General features: G+C 69.9%; 17 protein-coding genes (1 of these 17 running past the window's edge). 10 read left to right on the top strand and 7 right to left on the bottom strand.

What is annotated here, in order from left to right:
• The 4 genes from HBB12_RS16050 to HBB12_RS16035 all read right to left on the bottom strand — a co-directional run.
• Positions 1 to 156: the 5' end (the start) of an HIT domain-containing protein gene (locus tag HBB12_RS16050; RefSeq protein ID WP_236990268.1), read on the bottom strand. The gene continues 258 nt to the left of window position 1, outside the view; the window shows 156 of its 414 coding nt (coding positions 1–156); it begins with the start codon at positions 154 to 156; the stop codon falls past the left edge of the window.
• An 8-nt stretch (positions 157 to 164) separates the two neighbouring features.
• The gene (locus tag HBB12_RS16045) at positions 165 to 1,007 is read right to left on the bottom strand and encodes a universal stress protein (RefSeq protein WP_236990267.1); all 843 of its coding nucleotides are present in this window, start codon (positions 1,005 to 1,007) and stop codon (positions 165 to 167) included.
• A gap of 101 nt (positions 1,008 to 1,108) precedes the next feature.
• Complete coding sequence (locus tag HBB12_RS16040; protein WP_236990266.1) at positions 1,109 to 2,389, bottom strand: MFS transporter; 1,281 nt, start codon at positions 2,387 to 2,389, stop codon at positions 1,109 to 1,111.
• A 123-nt stretch (positions 2,390 to 2,512) separates the two neighbouring features.
• Positions 2,513 to 3,055, bottom strand: coding sequence for a gamma-glutamylcyclotransferase (locus HBB12_RS16035; RefSeq protein WP_236992799.1), 543 nt, complete (start codon positions 3,053 to 3,055; stop codon positions 2,513 to 2,515).
• Between the two features lie 156 nt (positions 3,056 to 3,211).
• Here HBB12_RS16035 and HBB12_RS16030 point away from each other — a divergent pair, with 156 nt between their 5' ends.
• The 3 genes from HBB12_RS16030 to HBB12_RS16020 all read left to right on the top strand — a co-directional run bounded on the left by HBB12_RS16030 (position 3,212) and on the right by HBB12_RS16020 (position 7,249).
• Positions 3,212 to 4,369, top strand: a complete 1,158-nt coding sequence (locus tag HBB12_RS16030) for a DUF2125 domain-containing protein (RefSeq protein WP_236990265.1) — start codon at positions 3,212 to 3,214, stop codon at positions 4,367 to 4,369.
• Between the two features lie 49 nt (positions 4,370 to 4,418).
• Entirely contained in the window at positions 4,419 to 6,254 is a 1,836-nt protein-coding gene (locus HBB12_RS16025) for an aminopeptidase P family protein (RefSeq protein WP_236990264.1), read from the top strand.
• A gap of 488 nt (positions 6,255 to 6,742) precedes the next feature.
• A complete protein-coding gene (locus HBB12_RS16020) occupies positions 6,743 to 7,249 on the top strand; it encodes an SgcJ/EcaC family oxidoreductase (RefSeq protein ID WP_236990263.1) in 507 nt (168 codons plus the stop codon).
• A gap of 30 nt (positions 7,250 to 7,279) precedes the next feature.
• On the opposite strand, the gene HBB12_RS16015 is transcribed toward HBB12_RS16020, so the two are convergent.
• Positions 7,280 to 7,450 carry a hypothetical protein gene (locus HBB12_RS16015; protein ID WP_236990262.1) on the bottom strand — a complete coding sequence of 57 codons (171 nt, stop codon included), beginning with the start codon at positions 7,448 to 7,450 and terminating at the stop codon, positions 7,280 to 7,282.
• Between the two features lie 829 nt (positions 7,451 to 8,279).
• Between HBB12_RS16015 and HBB12_RS16010 the strand changes: the two genes are divergently transcribed.
• The 7 genes from HBB12_RS16010 (at position 8,280) to HBB12_RS15980 (ending at position 15,245) form a co-directional block, all read left to right on the top strand.
• The gene (locus tag HBB12_RS16010; protein ID WP_236990261.1) at positions 8,280 to 9,239 is read left to right on the top strand and encodes a sulfonate ABC transporter substrate-binding protein; all 960 of its coding nucleotides are present in this window, start codon (positions 8,280 to 8,282) and stop codon (positions 9,237 to 9,239) included.
• Positions 9,240 to 9,374: 135 nt separating this feature from the next.
• A complete protein-coding gene (locus tag HBB12_RS16005) occupies positions 9,375 to 10,235 on the top strand; it encodes a transporter substrate-binding domain-containing protein (RefSeq protein WP_236990260.1) in 861 nt (286 codons plus the stop codon).
• Positions 10,236 to 10,269: 34 nt separating this feature from the next.
• Positions 10,270 to 11,010: an amino acid ABC transporter permease gene (locus HBB12_RS16000; protein WP_236990259.1), complete on the top strand. Its 741-nt coding sequence runs from the start codon at positions 10,270 to 10,272 to the stop codon at positions 11,008 to 11,010.
• A 44-nt stretch (positions 11,011 to 11,054) separates the two neighbouring features.
• Complete coding sequence (locus tag HBB12_RS15995) at positions 11,055 to 11,777, top strand: amino acid ABC transporter permease (protein WP_236992798.1); 723 nt, start codon at positions 11,055 to 11,057, stop codon at positions 11,775 to 11,777.
• 10 nt (positions 11,778 to 11,787) lie between these two features.
• The gene (locus HBB12_RS15990; RefSeq protein WP_236990258.1) at positions 11,788 to 12,570 is read left to right on the top strand and encodes an amino acid ABC transporter ATP-binding protein; all 783 of its coding nucleotides are present in this window, start codon (positions 11,788 to 11,790) and stop codon (positions 12,568 to 12,570) included.
• A gap of 4 nt (positions 12,571 to 12,574) precedes the next feature.
• Positions 12,575 to 13,906, top strand: coding sequence for an MmgE/PrpD family protein (locus HBB12_RS15985; protein ID WP_236990257.1), 1,332 nt, complete (start codon positions 12,575 to 12,577; stop codon positions 13,904 to 13,906).
• Positions 13,907 to 13,925: 19 nt separating this feature from the next.
• Entirely contained in the window at positions 13,926 to 15,245 is a 1,320-nt protein-coding gene (locus tag HBB12_RS15980) for an LLM class flavin-dependent oxidoreductase (RefSeq protein ID WP_442919278.1), read from the top strand.
• A gap of 14 nt (positions 15,246 to 15,259) precedes the next feature.
• On the opposite strand, the gene HBB12_RS15975 is transcribed toward HBB12_RS15980, so the two are convergent.
• Complete coding sequence (locus HBB12_RS15975) at positions 15,260 to 15,592, bottom strand: hypothetical protein (protein WP_236990255.1); 333 nt, start codon at positions 15,590 to 15,592, stop codon at positions 15,260 to 15,262.
• Between the two features lie 194 nt (positions 15,593 to 15,786).
• Positions 15,787 to 16,491, bottom strand: coding sequence for a class I SAM-dependent methyltransferase (locus tag HBB12_RS15970; protein WP_236990254.1), 705 nt, complete (start codon positions 16,489 to 16,491; stop codon positions 15,787 to 15,789).
• Positions 16,492 to 16,513 lie beyond the last annotated feature (22 nt).

Here is a 16,513-nt window from a genome sequence, read left to right as displayed (position 1 = left end):
TGAAAGGTCGGTGAGTTCCGAGACGCCGGGGAGCCTCGGCACCAGGACGAGCCAGGGGAAGCGCTTGTCGTCGAGCAGCAGCACGCGCGACAGGGCGAGGTCGCCGAGCAGGATCGTATCGGCGTCGAGCCGCGGGTCGAGGGTGAAATCGCTCATGAGTCCCGTCAATGCGCCATCAGCACCGGCATGCCGGCATGGGCGAGGATGTGGCTGGTGGCGCCGCCGAAGATCATCTGGCGCAGGCGGCTCTGGGTATAGGCGCCCTTGACCAGAAGGTCGCAGCCGATCGCCTCGGCCTCGGTCAAGAAAATCTCGCCGACGGTGCGGCGGCCAGCGGCGATCGTGCGGCCTTGCGCCGACAGGCCCTCGCGGTTGAGGGCCGCGGCCATCTCCTCCGCGCTGGGGCCCGGCACCATGCCGGCATCGACCCCCAGCACCTCGATCCGAGAGGCGCCGCGCAGGAACGGCGCCGCGAAGGCGACCGCGCGGGCGGTCTCGGTCGAACCGTTCCAGGCGATCACCACGGTCTCGCCGATGCTGGCGGGCGAGGTCGGTGGGGCGATGATCAGGGGGCGGCCGCTCTCGAACAGGACCGCCTCCAGGGTCGTCATGCGCGGCGCCCCCTCCCCGCTGCCGGGCCGGCCGACCACGGTGGCGCAGAACAGCCGCGCATGCTGCGCCAGGAAGCCGTCGCCGGGAGGCGCGTCGGGCCGCCAGCGCCAGCGCGGGCCGTTCTTTCCGATATCGGCGCTCTCGCGGGCAATGGCGGCCCGCTCCATCGCGGCCGTGAACAACCCGCCGCAATCGCGTGCCTCGACGAGGTCGGTTTCCTCGTCGCGCACCCAGGTCATGCCCCCGACCATGTCGACGGGGACGTATTCGGCGAGCGCCGGGCGCAGGCCGAACCCCTCGATGCCGGCGCCGAAGCGACGGGCGGTCAGGATCGCGGTGTCGAGCACCGAATCCAGCAGGGTGTGGCGGGCGACCGGAACGAGGAGCGTCTTCATGATGGCGCACTCACCTCAGGAGCCTCGGGGGTGACGGCCGCGATAGCATCACGGCGGCCTCCGGCCTGTCCAGTGGGACCCCGGGGCAATCCCCGGCGCAGTCACGGGCCGGCCGAGGCCTCCACCGCGCCGCGGTGCGGCTCGGCCCCTTCAGGCGGCTTCGACTGGCTGCAGGCGGCGCCGGCGCCGTCCTGCCCTCCGGGGGCGCAGGTCTCCTCCAGCCACAGCGCCAGGACCAGGGCGAGGACGGCGGGAGCCGCCAGGGCCAGGAAGGCCCAGGTCCAGCCGAGATGGAGCGCGAGGAGGCCGCCGACCCAACCCGAGAGGGCACCGCCCACGCCCTGCACCGCCGCAACGGTGCCGAGCGCCGTCTGGGTGCGGCCCGTGCCCCAGGTCAGGTCCGCCACCACCACCGGCACCGCGACGCCGATCACCCCCGAGGCGACGCCATCGAGCACCTCCGCCAGGACGAGCCAGTACGGATCGGACAGGAACGCCGAGAGGAGCGCGCGGACCGGAAGCACCGCACAGGCGACGAGGAGGAGCTGGCGCCGGCCGCGCCGGTCGGCCAGCGACCCGGCAAAGAGCGCCACCGGGATCATCACGGCTTGCGCGACGATGACGTAGCGGGCGGTCCAGCCGGTGCCGTCCTGGCCCGCGGCGACGAGCTTCTGCCCGAGCAGGCTCAGCATCGAGCCGTTGGCGAGGTTGAACAGGGCGAGCGCCGCCGAGAGGATCAGCAGGCGCCGGTCGGACAGGACCTTGAGGATGCCGGAGCGCTCAGGGGTGTCGTCCGGGTCGTCCTCCTTCCAGCCCACGGCGCGGCGGCCGTTATAGGCCTTTTTCGGCGTCGTCAGCGCGGCAATGATGGCGCAGGCCGCGAGACCGCCGAGCACCCAGAAGGCGATGCTCGGACCCATGAGCGGGGTGCCGAAGCTGATCGCCAGCGCCGCCCCCAGGATGCCGACATGGTTCCAGGCCTGGTTGCGGCCTTGCTGCTTCGGAAACGCCTGCTTGCCGACCATCCCGAGCGTCAGCGCCGTCACCGCCGGGACCACCAGGGTGCCGCCCGCGGCGGCGACGAACTGCGCGGCGAGCACGGTCATGAACGAGCGGGCCGGCAGCAGCAGCAGCGTGCCGACGAGGATCGCCGCGCAGGCCGCCGCGATCAGCAGCCGGGGCCGGCCGAGCCGGTCGACGAGGGCACCGAGCGGCCCGCTCAGGGCGAGGGTGGCGAAGCCCACGATGGTGGTGACGAGGCCGACCTCGCTCGGCCCCCATTGCGCCGCCTGCGCCAGCCAGGTGCCGAGAAAGGGGCCGAGCCCGCCCTGGATGTCGCCGACGAACAGGTTGATCAGGGCGAGGTGGGAGGTGGGATTCATCAATGCGCAGGCGCTCCGGCTCGCCCGTTCGGGCCGTCGTTCGGAATCTTCCGTCCCTATCGACCTAACGCGCCTGAACCGGAAATGATCGCGCGCACGGCCGAGCTCGACCCGGCCGCGCTTTCACGGGCTCGGCACCGCGCAGGCGGCGGCGAGGCGGGCGAGCATCGGGTCGGGGATGCCCATGGCGACGAGCTGGTCGTGAGTGTGGCGGACGTAATCCGGGTTGGCGCCCGAGCGGCCGAGGCCCTGGCGCACCAGCCGCACCAGCTCGGCCTCGGGCAGTCGGCCGGCATATTGCGGGTGACGGCGGTCGACGAGGTAGGTCACCGCCTCGATTCGGCGCCCGTCGTCGAGGGTGACGCCGAGCACCCGCTCGACGTAGACCGCCGTGACTTGCTCGCGCTCGCGCAAGTAAGCCAGCGTAGCGGCGGCCTCCGGGAACGCGACCCGAAAAACCATGCCGCGGCAGGAGCCGCCGCGGTCGAGCCCGAGCACCAGGCCCGGCCGCTCCGGCGTGCCGCGATGGACGTGCGACAGCACACAGAGCGAGCGGTGATAGCCGCGCAGGCGGCCGGGCCGGCTCTCCACGAATGGAAAACCCGGCCGCCACATCAGCGAGCCGTAGCCGAACACCCAGAGATCCGACGGTTCGCCCGCCCCCATCGCCTCGTTTCCTCCCGGCAAGTGTCCGTCCGGCACGACCTCGTGAGCGTGCCTGCGAACTTGCATCCCTTGCCGGGCGCGGCCGGTAGCAGCTACGGGGACGCGGTTCAATCCGGGTGGCCCGTGCCGGGCCGCCGCAGAGCCGGGATCATGCCGATGGACAGGCCGACCACCGTTGGGCCGACCGACGAGACGCCGCCGAGCCGGAATCCGGGCCGTGGGCCGGGCCTGCGCCTCGGCCTGTTCGCACCGTTCGCGCTGCTCGTCCTCTTGGGCCTGGCCTGGAGCGCAGGCTGGTTCTGGTTGCGGGGCAAGGCCGAGGGCGAGATCGACGGGTGGTTTGCCCGCGAGGCGCAGGCCGGCCGGCAATGGACCTGCCAGGACCGCTCGCTGACCGGCTTCCCGTTCCGATTCGAACTGCGCTGCGCTTCCTTGAGCTTTGCCCGCTCCGACGTGCGCTTCACCACCGGCCCGCTGGTGGCCGTGGCGCAGGTCTATCAGCCGCGCCACGTGATCCTGGAGGCGACCGGGCCGTTCCGGGTGCAGCAGGGCGGGCTCGACGCGGACGTGACCTGGACCCAGCTGGAGGCGAGCCTGCACGTCACGGGCGACGGTTTCCAGCGCGCCTCCCTGGTGGCGGACGGACTCAAGGGCGCCGTCACCGGCGCCGACCCCTCGCCGATCGACTTCACCGTCGATCACCTGGAACTGCATGCACGGCCGACGCCGGGGCGCTTTGCCGCCGACGGCGCCGTCGACCTGAGCGCCCGGGTGCTGCGGGCGGGCCTGCCCGTGCTCGATCCGATTCTCGGCGGGACCGAGCCCGCCGACATCGCGCTCGACGCCACCGTGACCCGGGCCACGGGCTTCCGCACCCGGCCGGTCCCGCAGGAGCTCGAGCGCTGGCGCGAGGCCGGCGGCACGGTGGAGATCGCCAGCCTCGCCGCCGAGAAGGGCAGCCGGCGCCTGCGGGCGCAAGGGGTCGTCGGCCTCGACGACCAGCACCGCCCGACCGGGCAGTTCGACGTGCGCACCGCCGGCCTGGAGCAGGTGATCGCGCCGCTGATCAGCGAGCAGATCGGCGCCCGGCTCGGCGGCGACGGCGCGGCGCTGATCGGCAACATCGTCGGCCAGTTCCTCGGCGGGCGCCGCAAGGAGCCGGCGCCGGGCCAAGGACAGGGGACTGGGGCGAATTCCCAGGACCGGCCCGGCGAGCCGCCGCTCAAGGTGCTGCCGACCGTGCGCCTCACCGGCGGGCGGGTGGTCGTCGGCCCCTTCGCGGTGCCGAACGTGCGGCTGCAGCCCCTGTATTGAGGGGGTTGGGCGGTTGCCGCCCTGCCCGCGGCGTCGTACGCCTGGGAGCATGAGCCAGACCGCCCGCTTCCAGAGCTTCGAGGATCAAAGCCACCGGGAGGGCGCGGCGCGGATCGCCGCGCTCCGGGCCGCGATGGTGCAACGGGGATTTGCCGGCTTCGTCGTGCCGCGGGCCGACGAGCACCAGTCGGAATACGTGCCCCCCAACGCCGAGCGGCTGGCCTGGCTCACCGGCTTCACCGGTTCGGCCGGCACGGCGGTCGTGCTCGCCGACAAGGCCGCCCTGGTGGTGGACGGGCGCTACACCCTGCAGGCCGAGGAGCAGGTGGATACGGGCGTCGTCACCCCGGTGCCGCTCGCCGAGACCAGTGTGGAAGCCTGGATCGAGGCGAACCTGCCGGCGGGCGGGGTGCTTGCCTACGATCCCTGGCTGCACACGCCGGACGGGCTTTCCCGGCTGGAGCGCGCCGCCAAGGGAGCGGGCGGGCGCGTCGAAGCGACGCCGCTCAACCTCGTCGATCTCGTGTGGATCGACAGGCCGGCCGCCCCGCGCGCGCCGGTGGTGCCTCATCCCGAAAACCTGGCCGGCGAGGCGGCCTCCGCGAAGCTCGCGCGCGTCCGCGACGCCCTGGCCAAGGCGCGGCTCGACGCCCTCGTCGTCTCGGACCCGCACAACCTCGCCTGGGCGTTCAACCTGCGCGGCGGCGACGTCGCGCATACTCCCATCGCCCTCGGCTACGCGGTGATCCCGCGGGAGGGCGTTGCGCGCCTCTTCCTCGAGCCCGAGAAGGTGACGGACGAGGCGGCGCGCGCCCTCAACGGCCTCGCCGAGCGGGACGAGCCCGGCGCGCTGCCGGCGGCCCTCGACGCCCTCGGCACCGCCAAGGCCCGGGTGCGGGTCGATGCGGCCACCGGCGCCGTGGCGCTCGGCCGGCGGATCACCGCGGCGGGCGGCACGCTCGATGTCGGTCCCGATCCGATCACCGCCATGAAGGCGGTGAAGAACGCCGCCGAGATCGACGGCGCCCGCGCCGCGCATCGCCGCGACGGTGCCGCCGTGACCCGCTTCCTCGCCTGGCTCGCCCGCGAGGCCCCCGGCGGCGGGGTGTCGGAGATCGACGCGGCGGTGACGCTCGAAGCGTTCCGGGCCGAGACCAATGCGTTACGCGAGATCGCCTTCCCGACCATCTCAGGGTCCGGGCCGAACGGCGCCATCGTCCATTACCGCGTCACCCGCGGCACCGACCGGCGGGTGCAGCCCGGTGAATTGTTCCTGATCGATTCCGGGGCGCAATACGGCGACGGCACCACCGACATCACCCGCACGGTGGCGGTCGGAACCCCGAGCGCCGAGATGCGCGACCGCTTCACCCGGGTGCTCAAGGGCCACATCGCCATCGCGACCGCGGTGTTTCCCCGCGGCACCACGGGGGCGCAGATCGATGCCTTCGCCCGTCGCCCGCTCTGGGAGGCCGGCCTCGACTTCGACCACGGCACCGGCCACGGCGTCGGCGCCTTCCTGTCCGTGCACGAGGGGCCGCAGCGCATCGCCAAGACCGGCACGGCGGCGCTTCAGCCCGGGATGATCGTCTCGAACGAGCCGGGCTACTACAAGACCCGCGCCTTCGGCATCCGGATCGAGAACCTGGTCCTGGTCGAGGAGCGGGCGATGGCGGGCGCCGAGCGCCCGATGCTCGGCTTCGAGACCCTGACGCTCGCCCCCTTCGACCTCGCGCTCGTCGTGCCCGACCTGCTCACCCCGGACGAGACCGCCTGGCTCGACGCCTACCATGCCCGGGTGCGCGAGACTCTCGCCGATCTGGTGGACCCGGAGACCCGCGAATGGCTGATCGCGGCGACGCGGTCGCTCGCCGCCTTCGCCTGAGAGCCTGTCGAGGCGCGTTCGGCTTCCCTGGAGCTTGTCGTTCGAGCGGGGGCAGCATAGCCGGGAACTTTTCGCCCCATCCACGACCTCATCCTGAGGTGCGAACGAAGTGAGCCTCGAAGGAGGGCTCCAGAGATCGCAGAGGCTTCTGGAGCCCTCCTTCGAGGTCAGCCGATCTTCGATCGACTAACACCTCAGGATGAGGTCGTAGATGGATAAATTATAAAAATTTTTTTGGAATTAGGCCTCAAATACTCAGTGATCGCTTAACAAATCAATAAATAAACTTTAATTAACTATCACGTATTCTGCAATGAGACAAATAATCACTTCTATGAGACGCGAAGCACAAAATTGTTAGCACTATATAATTCGATATAGATCGCAAGAATTGTCCGAGCGTTCGGAACCTTGCGCATTCTTGTCGATTGCGCGGCATTATGTTCGTATTGTCCCGATGCCGATCGCGGCACGGGGACGACCAAATCATGAAGACGACGATTCTCGCGGCCCTGGCCGCAGGGACGATGCTGCTCGCCGCCTCGCCGGGGCGGGCCAAGGCGATGGATTGCGCCGCGGTGACCGAGCGCCAGATCGAGGGCCTGTTCGACCGCTGGAACACGTCGCTGGCGACGCTCGACCCGGCGAAGGTCACGGCGAATTATGCGCCCGACGCCGTGCTGCTGCCGACCGTGTCGAACACGCCGCGCACCGACCGGGCGATGATCCAGGATTACTTCGTGCACTTCCTGGAGAAGCACCCGCAGGGCGTCATCAACACGCATACGATCAAGATCGGCTGCAACCTGGCGACCGATGTCGGCACCTACACCTTCCTGGTCGACGGCAAGAACCCGGGCGAGCACCTGGTCGTGCCGGCGCGCTACAGCTTCGTCTACGTGCTGAAGGACGGCGAGTGGCTGATCGCGCATCACCATTCGTCGGCGATGCCGGAGCCGGTCGTCGCCGTCACCGCCGCCGCCAAGGATCACTGAGCGCCGACATTCGTCGGACGTTTCGCCGCCTCAAGAGGCGTCGCAGGGATCGGCATCCCGGAGATGCGCGCGCAGGGTGATCTCGCGCGTGTCGATGCCGATCCCGGGTCTCGCCTCGCCGGTCGGCGGGCGGGTCGGCATCGTGCCCCAGAACAGCCCGGTGGCGAGGGCGAGGGCGCACAGAGCGGTCAGAACACGCATGTCGGCCTCCTTGCGGCCCGCGGGCCAGATGGATTTTTCGCTGTTCTCATCGGGCCGGGTTGCCGGCCGGTCGCGTGCGATCGTGTATCGGCTCAAGCAACGGCTTCGCGGACTACGATCTTTTCTGCTCCTTTATTCCCGACTGGCGTAAAGATGATCGATCTCGCCGTCATCCGTCATTCGGATGAGGCGTCGCGACGTCGCTTCTGGTTGCCGACCGCTGTCATTGCGCGCGCTTCCCCGTCACGATTTTCGGCTGGGCCGTCCGGGGAAAGGAAAATGCGCGGGTTTTCTTCTCCCCCTCTGCGGGGCAGGGCAATCACAAACAAGAATTGAATGGCAATCCAATTCTCAGAGGGGCTTGAATCGGAGAATTTAATTCCCAAACTTACTGTCAAAAAGCCTTTGTTGGAGGAATTTTTTACTTTAGGCAATACTCATATGCGATCACCTTGCCCTGCGCGGGAGGGTGGCGAGCGGAGCGAGCCGGGAGAGGGGACGCCGTTTCCGGAGAGGTCGCGACCTTTGTGAAGGGCACCACCTGGAGCAGCGCCGCGCTGCTCCTCTCCCGCCGGCTCCGCCGGGCCCCCTCCCCCGTAGAGGCGGGAGGCTTAAGCCCGCGCGACTCCTTCCAACGAACAGCCCTGTGACCGTTTAGAAGAAGTTTTCTTGGCGATCATTTGTCGAAGAAATCGTGTCCATCGCCACAACAGATTTTGGTATTTCGCTTCATTGACCCCAGCAGACAGGAATGAGAAATTCCACAGACTACCGGCGGCCTGCGATGATCGCCGCGCGGCGCCGAATTACCCTTGATGGAGTCTTCACCATGCATCCGACACGCCGCTCCGTCCTGGCGGGGCTGGTGACGGCCGGCGCCCTCGCGACGGGGCCGGCCCGGGCCGCCGGCGAGGCCGCCTTGAGCGAGTTCCGCATCGGCTACCAGAAGATCGGCCTGATCGTCGTCACCCGCCAGCAGCAGCTGATCGAGAAGCAACTCGCCGATCGCGGCGTGAAGGTGCGCTGGTTCGAGTTCCAGGCCGGTCCGCCGCTCCTCGAGGCGCTGAATGCCGGCAGCATCGATTTCGGTTATACGGGCGACGCCCCGCCGATCTTCTCACAGGCCGCGGGCGGCAACCTCGTCTATACGGCCGCCGCGGCGCCCTCCGGCGAGGGCGAGGCGATCCTCGTCAAGGAGGCGTCGCCGATCCGCACGGTGGCCGATCTCAAGGGCCGCAAGGTGGCGGTGGCCCGCGGCACCTCCTCGCACAACCTGCTGGTCGCCGCCCTGGAGAAGGCGGGCCTGCGCTTTTCCGACATCACGCCGGTCTACCTCTCCCCGGCCGATGCCGGCTCGGCCTTCACCGGCGGCAGCGTCGACGCCTGGGCGATCTGGGATCCGTACTTCGCCATCGCGCAGGCGCGCGACGCCACCCGGGTGCTCACCACCTCGGGCCAGACCCTCGACGTCTCCGGCTACTTCCTGGCCGACAGAACCTTCGCGCAGGCTCATCCGGCGGTGGTGCGCGCGGCCTTGCGGGCGCTGGAACAGGGCGCCGCCTGGGCGGAAGCGCATCGCGATCAGGTGGCGCGGGCGCTCACCGATATCACCGGCATCCCCTACCCGATCCAGAAGGTCGCGGCCGACCGCACCCAGTTCGCCGTCCGCCCGTTGAGCAACGCGATCCTCGCCGGCCAGCAGGCCACCGCCGACCGCTTCCACCGGCTCGGCCTGATCCCGCGGGCGATCACCGTGCGCGATGCGGTGTGGACCGCGCCGCCGGCCTGAGGCGCCCCGGCAGGGAATAACAGGCCGGGCCCTACAAACCCGGACGGCATTCGGGTATGCCGCGCGAGAGACCGAGACCGGGCCGCCGCGGCCCGGCAGGGTGCCGCCCGGCGCCGAGACACCGCGAGACCGTCCATGATCCGCAAGACGACCGGCACCAAGACGACCGGCAAGAAGACCCCTTTGCGCGCCGCCGCTCTCCTCGCCGCCCTGCTCGCCGGTATCTCGGGGGCCCAGGCCGATGCCACGCTCGACCGGATCAAGGCCAAGGGGAAGTTCACCGTCGGGGTCATCCTGTCGGGCGCGCCGTTCGGCTCCATCGACCCGAAGACGCAGGAGCAGAAGGGCTTCAACATCGACCTCGCCCGGGCGCTGGCGGACAAACTCGGCGTGGCGCTCGAGACCGTCACGGTGACGCCGCCGAACCGGGTGCAGTTCCTGCAGCAGGGCAAGGTCGATGCGCTCCTCGCCAACATGCAGGTCACCGAGGACCGAGCGAAGATCATGGACTTTCCGCCCACCGTGTTCGACCGCGCCGGCGGCGCCGCGATCGGCCGCAAGGATAGCGGGATCAAGGATTGGGCCGACCTGAAGGGCAAGCCGGTCTGCGTGTCGCAGGGCTCGAACTTCACCCAGCCCTTGATCGAGCAATACGGCGCGGTGGTGAAGGGCCTGCCGAGCCAGCCGGAATCGCTGCTGGCGCTGAAGGGCGGCACCTGCGTGGTGGCGGTCCATACCGGTGCCACGCTCGGCCTGATGCTCGAGGACCGGGCCGACGAGTGGAGGGATTACGGCATCCTGATCCCGACCGAGATCGTGCCGGCCGATTCGGTGGTGTGGATCCGCAAGGGCGAGAAGGACACCGCGGCCGTCCTCGACAAGGCCCTGCGCGAGCTGATCGCCTCCGGCAAGCTCCTGGAGATCGCCAAGGCCAACCGGCTCCTCAACACGGCCTTCATCGAAGAGCAGCAGAAGACGCTCTCGGCGGCGCGCTGAACGGGCAAGGCGACTCCGGCAAGGCGATACCAGGATGCAGGACGCGGTCCGGGGCTTCATCGCCCTGGCGGCCCAGGTCGGGCTCAATTTCGACTTCCTGACGAGCCCGTTCGAGCTGCGGATGTGGCTCGACGGGATGACGACGACGCTCGTCCTCGTCGCGCTGACCATCCCGCTCAGCCTCGTTTGCGGCGTGGGACTGGCGGCGGCGCTGACCTCGAACCGGCCCTGGCTCGCCGGGCCGGCGCGGGCCTATGTCGAGCTCACCCGCAACACCCCGACGCTGGTCCAGCTGATGTTCACGGTGCTCGTGGTCAACATGCTGATCTCGCAGGCGCTGGGTGGCGCGCAGAACAACCCGCTCGGCGCCTATTTCTGGCTCGTCGCGGTCATCAGCCTGCACGTCGCGGCGCTCCATGCCGAGGCCCTGCGCGGCGGGATCGAGGCGGTGCCGGCAGCCACCGTCGAGGCCGCCCGGGGGTTAGGCTTCTCGCGGCTGGAGGTGCTGCGGGTGGTCGAACTGCCGCTGGCTGTCCGCACGGCTTTGCCGGCGATCGTCAACAACCTCGTCAACCTGGTGAAGCTCACGACCATCGGCTACGCCGTCGCGGTCAACGAGATCACCTACGCCTCGCTGATGATCTGGACCCAGCGCGACAACGTCGTCGAATTGATGATCGTGCTGCTCCTGTTCTTCAGCGCCATCAATCTCGCGGTGGCGCGGTTCGGCGCCGCGGTCGAGCGGCGGCTGGCGGTGCCGGGATACGGGCAGTGACGGCGATCTCTCCTTCCGCGCGGCCCTCGTCGGCGCCGCTCGTCATGGCCGCCGGGTTCTGTGCCGCGGTCGCGCTCTGGCTCGTCCTCGATCCGTCGCTGGCGCGGCTCCTCCTCGAATGGCTGCCCTACCTCGCCCGCGGCTTTGCCATGAACATCCTCATCAGCGTGCTCGCCATGGCGTTGGGCACGCTCGCCGGCGTCGCGCTCGGGGCGATGGAGCTCAGCCAGATGCGGCTCGTGCGGGCGCCGGCCGTCGCCTACGTGCAGGTGTTTCGCAATGCCCCGCACCTCGTGCTGATCTTTGCCACCACCTACATCTTTCCGTTCGAGATCGTTGCGTTGGGCCACTACATCCCGTTTCCCGACTGGGTGAAGGCGGTGATCGGCCTGGCGATTCCGGCGAGCGCCCACACCGCCGAGATCACCCGCGGCGCCCTGCAATCCATCCCGACGCCGCAATGGGATGCCGCCAAGGGCCTCGGCTTCTCGCGGATCGAGGCCCTGCGCTTCATCATCCTGCCCCAGTGCCTGCGTCGCGCCCTGCCGCCCTGGATGAATCTCACTGCCTCGATCTGCATGGGCACGGCGCTCGCCTCGCTCGTCGGCGTCCACGAACTGCTGCATGCTGCGACCGATGCCAGCACGGCGGTGAGCCGCACCGACTTCACGGTGCTCACCTACGTCACCGTGCTCTTCGCCTTCTTCCTGTTCTGCTACCCGGTCTCGCGCCTCACGCAGCGGCTCGAGCGGCGGCTTGCGCGATGAGTCCGGACACATGACCGCACCATCTCCTCCCCTCGTCGCCCTCGAGGACGTGCATCTGAGCTTCGGGCAAAACGAGGTGCTGAAGGGCATCGACCTGAATGTCGCCCGCGGCGAGGCGGTGTCGATCATCGGCCCGTCGGGCTCCGGCAAGTCGACGATCCTGCGTTGCATCAACGCGCTGCTCGCGCCGAGTTCGGGCAGAATCACCGTCAACGGCGTGCGGGTCGATACGCTTCGGACCGAGGCCGAACGCATCGCGTTGCGCAAGCGCATCGGCATCGTGTTCCAGCAATACAACCTGTTTCCGCACCTCACCGTGCTCGACAACATCACCATCGCGCCGGTCCGCATCCTCAAGGAGAAGCGGGCCGAGGCCGAGCGCCATGCCCGCGCCCTGCTGGAGCGGGTGCGCCTCGCCGACAAGGTCGCGGCCTATCCGGGCCAGCTCTCCGGCGGGCAGCAGCAGCGGGTCGCCATCGCCCGGGCGCTCGCCATGCGGCCGGACCTGGTGCTGTTCGACGAGGTGACCTCGGCCCTCGACCCCGAGACGGTCGGCGAGGTGCTGGCGGTGATCCGCGGGCTGGTGCGCGAGGGCATGACCAGTCTCCTCGTCACCCACGAGATGCGCTTCGCCGAAGAGATCAGCGACCGGATCGTCTTCACCGAGAACGGCCGCATCGTCGAGGACGGCCCGCCCGAGCAGATCTTCCACCGCTCGCAGAACCCGCGCATCCGGCAATTCGTGCGCGGGCTGGGCGACCGCGAGGCGGTACAGCCCGGCGAAGGGATCTGACCGGATGACGACTTCGCTCACCCACGGCTTCGCCGTCGCCATCGCCACCGCGAAGCCCTCGGAAGAGGCCATCGTCGCGGCGCGGCTCGCGATCCTCGACCTCCTCGCCTGCGCGCTCGGCGGCGCCGACGACCGCTCGACCGGGCTCCTGGTCGAGACGCTCAGGGCCGGCATCGGCCCGTCGGTGCTCATCGGCCGGTCCGGGCGCGCCGACCCCTTCACCGCCGCCCTCGTCAACGGGCATAGCGGCCACGTTCTCGATTACGACGACGTGCATGCCAGCGTCCGCGGCCACCCGACGGTGGTGATCCTGCCGGCCCTCCTGGCCCTCGCCGGCACTCACCCGGTCGCGGCCCGCGACCTGATCGCCGCCTACATCGTCGGCCTGGAGGCGATGGCTCGGCTCGGCCTCGCGCTCGGCGCGCGCCACTACGAGACCGGCTTCCACGCCACCGCGACCCTCGGGCCCGTCGGCGCCGCGGCGGCGGTCGCGCATCTGCTGCGCTTACACCCCGACACGATCGCGGTGGCGCTCGGGCTTGCCGCGACGCAATCGGCGGGACTGCGGCTGCAATTCGGCACCGACGCCAAGCCGCTCCATGCCGGCCTCGCCGCCCGCGCCGGGCTGACGGCGGCGTGCCTCGCGCAAGCGGGTCTCTCCGGCGCGCCGGCCTTCCTCGACGGCCCGATCGGCTTCCTCGACGCCTTCGGGTTCGGCGCGACGGCGCCGGACCGCCTGCTCGCCGGCTGGGGCGAGCCGTGGCAGATCCTCACGCCGGGCCTCACCCTGAAGGCGTTCCCGTGCTGCACGGCGGCGCACCCGGTGGCGGTCGGGGCGCTCGCGCTTCGCGAGGCGGATGCCTTGCGGGCGGAGGCGGTCGATTCCGTCGCCCTCACCTTCCCGCCCGGCGGCGACGCGGCCCTCGTCGTCTCGCGCCCGACCACCGGTATCGAGGCGCGATTCAGCCCGGAATACGTCTTCGCCGCCGCGCTGACCGACGGCGCGCTCGGCATCGGTCATTTCGATGAGCGGCCGGTGCGGCCGGACCTCGCGGTGCTCGCGGCCCGCGTCTCGCGCCGCCACGACGAGGCGGCGCCGCGCCTGTCGGCCGACCCTGCGACCCGGTTCGTGGTCCTCGACGTCACCCTCAGGGATGGCAGGCATATGAGCCGGCGGATCGAGGGCCTGCCGGGCCTGACCGATGCGCGCGAAAAATTCCGCGACGCGACCGGGGGCGCCGAAATCTTTTCCGGAATCCCGGACCTCGTCGCCCGGATGGACGACGACGCCGACCTCGCCCGCCTTCTTGCCTTGCTCGGCCAGAGCCGTTCCTGATCACCTGAAAGGCGCCGTCATGACCGCCCAGTCATCGTCCGTCCCCCGCCGCATGCATCTCGGTCTCTTCCTCCAGGGCGCCGGCCACCACGTCTCCGGCTGGCGCCATGCCGACGCCGAATCGGGCAGCGAGAATCTCGACCTGCTGCTCCGGGTGGTGAAGGCGGCCGAGGCCGCGAAGTTCGACATGGTGTTCCTCGCCGACGGCCTGACCAGCGGCGTCGACGCCCACCCCTCGATGATCGCCCGGTTCGAGCCGCTGACCCTGCTCGGCGCGCTCGCCATGGTGACCGAGCGGATCGGCCTCGCGGCCACTGCCTCCACGACCTACGGCGAGCCCTACCACCTCGCCCGCGCCTTCGCGTCGATCGATCACCTGAGCCACGGCCGCGCGGCCTGGAACATCGTGACCACCTCCTACGCGCGCTCGGCCAACAACTTTTCCAAGAGCCATCCCGAGCACGACGCCCGCTACGCCATCGCGGAAGAGTTCGTCGAGGTGGTGCGCGGCCTGTGGGACAGCTGGGCCGACGACGCCTTCCCGAAGGACAAGGAACGCGGCGTCTATGCCGACCCGGCCAAGGTGCGGGTACTCGACTATGCCGGCACATACTATTCGGTGAAGGGCCCGCTCAACATCCCGCGCTCGCCGCAAGGGCACCCGGTGCTGATCCAGGCCGGCTCCTCGGGGCCCGGCCAGGATCTCGCGGCGCGGGCCGCCGACATCGTGTTCACCGCCCAGGCGAGCCTGGCCGAGGCGCAGGCCTTCTACCGCAGCCTGAAGGCCCGGGTCGCCGGCTTCGGGCGCGATCCCGCCTCGGTCGCGGTGATGCCGGGCTTCCTGCCGGTGGTCGGGCGCAGCCTCAAGGAGGCGAGCGAGAAGCTGAGCGAGCTCGACCGCTGGACCCCGATCGCGAGCGCGATGCCGCTGCTCGAGGAGCGCATCGGCCATTCCCTGTCCGCTTACGACCTCGACGGGCCGCTGCCCGACCTGCCGGTCTCCGACCAGCTGCGCAGCCGCGCCGAATTGCTGACCGAGCTCGCCCGCCGCGAGGGCCTGACGATCCGCCAGCTCGCCTTGCGCGTCGCGGCCGGCCGCGGCCACCACATCGTGCTCGGCACCGCCACCGACATCGCCGACCGGATGCAGGAATGGTTCGAGGGGGAGGCGGCCGACGGCTTCAACGTGATGCCGCCCTACTTCCCGGGCGGCCTCGACGACTTCGTGGCCGAGGTGGTGCCGATCCTGCAGGAGCGCGGTCTGTTCCGCACCGAATACGAGGGCACCACCCTGCGCGATCACCTCGGAATCGCGCGGCCGGCCTGGCCGGGGGCGTGAGGCGGAGGGCCGCGTCATACGCTGTCTGATTGATCGCTCGGCGATTGCTGCGCAATCGCGTTCGCGATGCGGAGATCTGCGTCGCTCAGGCGTGTGAAGCGTACGGCTTCACCGCGCGGGCTCGTGACACGGTTTCCGGACGCGATCTTCCAGAAACCGTACCAGTTCGTCACCGGCTTCGCGGTCCCTGGCGACTGAAGCGAAGCTGCGGCTGTCTGTCCCCGTTGCAGCCGTCGAAGGCAGTTCTCGTTCTGGCTCGGGTTCTCTCCTCTCCCCACGGGCGGGGAGAGGGGGATCCTGTGCTCAAAATTCAGCTGTAAAATCAGCTGCGTGAGATCGGTTTCCATTTAGTCGATCGAAAATCGGCTGACCTCGAAAGAGGGCTCCAGAAGTCATCGCGATCCCTGGAGCCCTCCTTCGAGGCTCCCTCCGGTCGCACCTCAGGATGAGGTTGCGGATGGGACGGAGAACACCGGCCATCAGATCGTTCCGGAGACAGAAGCCGGAACGTGCAACTTGGCTTTGAGCCGCCTTGCCCCCCTCACCCCGCCGGCTTCTCCCATTCCATCGTCACGAACCACGGTACCCGCCGGTAGCGCGCGGCCTTGGCCGGGTCGCCGCCCTGCGGCGCCGGCTCGTCGAAGTGGCGCAAGACCAGCCCCTGCCCGAGCAGCAGGCCCAGGTAGAGCGAGAGCGGCCGGTGCCAGTTGCGGACGCGGATGCCGCGCCACGCGGCCCACTCCCCCCGCTCCTCCAGGTAATCGTCGATCCGGAAACGCCGAACGCCGTCATCGTCCTGCCTCCAGCCGCCAGCCGTGGCGACGCTGTTCAGGTTGGCGATCAGGAGCGTCCCGCCGGGCGCCAGCACCCGGGCCATCTCGGGGATCGCCGCGCGAATGTCCGGGATGTCGATCAGCGTGAGATAGCTGACGACGAGGTCGAAGGCCCCGTCGGCGAAGGGCAGCGACTCCGCGCGGCCGGGCAGATACACGCCCTCCGGGTCGCAGGCCCGGGCCCGGTGCAGCAGCGCATCGGTCGGATCGATTCCGACCGGGGCGATCCCGAGATCCTGCATCCGCCGGCAGAAACGGCCCTCGCCGCAGCCGACATCGAGGGCGCGGCGGAAGCCCCTTCCCCGCAGCCTGGAAAGCATGGCTGAGTCGAGCACGTGTTTGCGGCCGAAATCGCCCGCCTCGCCCATATCGGCGATCCATGCGGCGGCGGACTCGTCCCAGCCGTTGCCCATCGCATCCTCCCCGATTCGCGGA

It is taken from the genome of Methylobacterium sp. SyP6R (assembly GCF_019216885.1).
Taxonomy (GTDB): Bacteria; Pseudomonadota; Alphaproteobacteria; order Rhizobiales; family Beijerinckiaceae; genus Methylobacterium.
This window is presented reverse-complemented; position numbering and strand designations above follow the sequence as displayed.

Coding starts and splice junctions, on each gene's coding strand:
- HBB12_RS16045 (WP_236990267.1), bottom strand. CDS start 1,007: ATGAAGACGCTCCTCGTTCCGGTCGCCCGCCACACCCTGCTGGATTCG.
- HBB12_RS15970 (WP_236990254.1), bottom strand. CDS start 16,491: ATGGGCAACGGCTGGGACGAGTCCGCCGCCGCATGGATCGCCGATATG.
- HBB12_RS15980 (WP_442919278.1), top strand. CDS start 13,926: ATGACCGCCCAGTCATCGTCCGTCCCCCGCCGCATGCATCTCGGTCTC.
- HBB12_RS16005 (WP_236990260.1), top strand. CDS start 9,375: ATGATCCGCAAGACGACCGGCACCAAGACGACCGGCAAGAAGACCCCT.
- HBB12_RS16040 (WP_236990266.1), bottom strand. CDS start 2,389: ATGAATCCCACCTCCCACCTCGCCCTGATCAACCTGTTCGTCGGCGAC.
- HBB12_RS16030 (WP_236990265.1), top strand. CDS start 3,212: ATGGACAGGCCGACCACCGTTGGGCCGACCGACGAGACGCCGCCGAGC.
- HBB12_RS16035 (WP_236992799.1), bottom strand. CDS start 3,055: ATGGGGGCGGGCGAACCGTCGGATCTCTGGGTGTTCGGCTACGGCTCG.
- HBB12_RS16000 (WP_236990259.1), top strand. CDS start 10,270: ATGCAGGACGCGGTCCGGGGCTTCATCGCCCTGGCGGCCCAGGTCGGG.
- HBB12_RS15995 (WP_236992798.1), top strand. CDS start 11,055: ATGGCCGCCGGGTTCTGTGCCGCGGTCGCGCTCTGGCTCGTCCTCGAT.
- HBB12_RS15975 (WP_236990255.1), bottom strand. CDS start 15,592: ATGGAAACCGATCTCACGCAGCTGATTTTACAGCTGAATTTTGAGCAC.
- HBB12_RS15990 (WP_236990258.1), top strand. CDS start 11,788: ATGACCGCACCATCTCCTCCCCTCGTCGCCCTCGAGGACGTGCATCTG.
- HBB12_RS15985 (WP_236990257.1), top strand. CDS start 12,575: ATGACGACTTCGCTCACCCACGGCTTCGCCGTCGCCATCGCCACCGCG.
- HBB12_RS16020 (WP_236990263.1), top strand. CDS start 6,743: ATGAAGACGACGATTCTCGCGGCCCTGGCCGCAGGGACGATGCTGCTC.
- HBB12_RS16025 (WP_236990264.1), top strand. CDS start 4,419: ATGAGCCAGACCGCCCGCTTCCAGAGCTTCGAGGATCAAAGCCACCGG.
- HBB12_RS16015 (WP_236990262.1), bottom strand. CDS start 7,450: ATGCGTGTTCTGACCGCTCTGTGCGCCCTCGCCCTCGCCACCGGGCTG.
- HBB12_RS16010 (WP_236990261.1), top strand. CDS start 8,280: ATGCATCCGACACGCCGCTCCGTCCTGGCGGGGCTGGTGACGGCCGGC.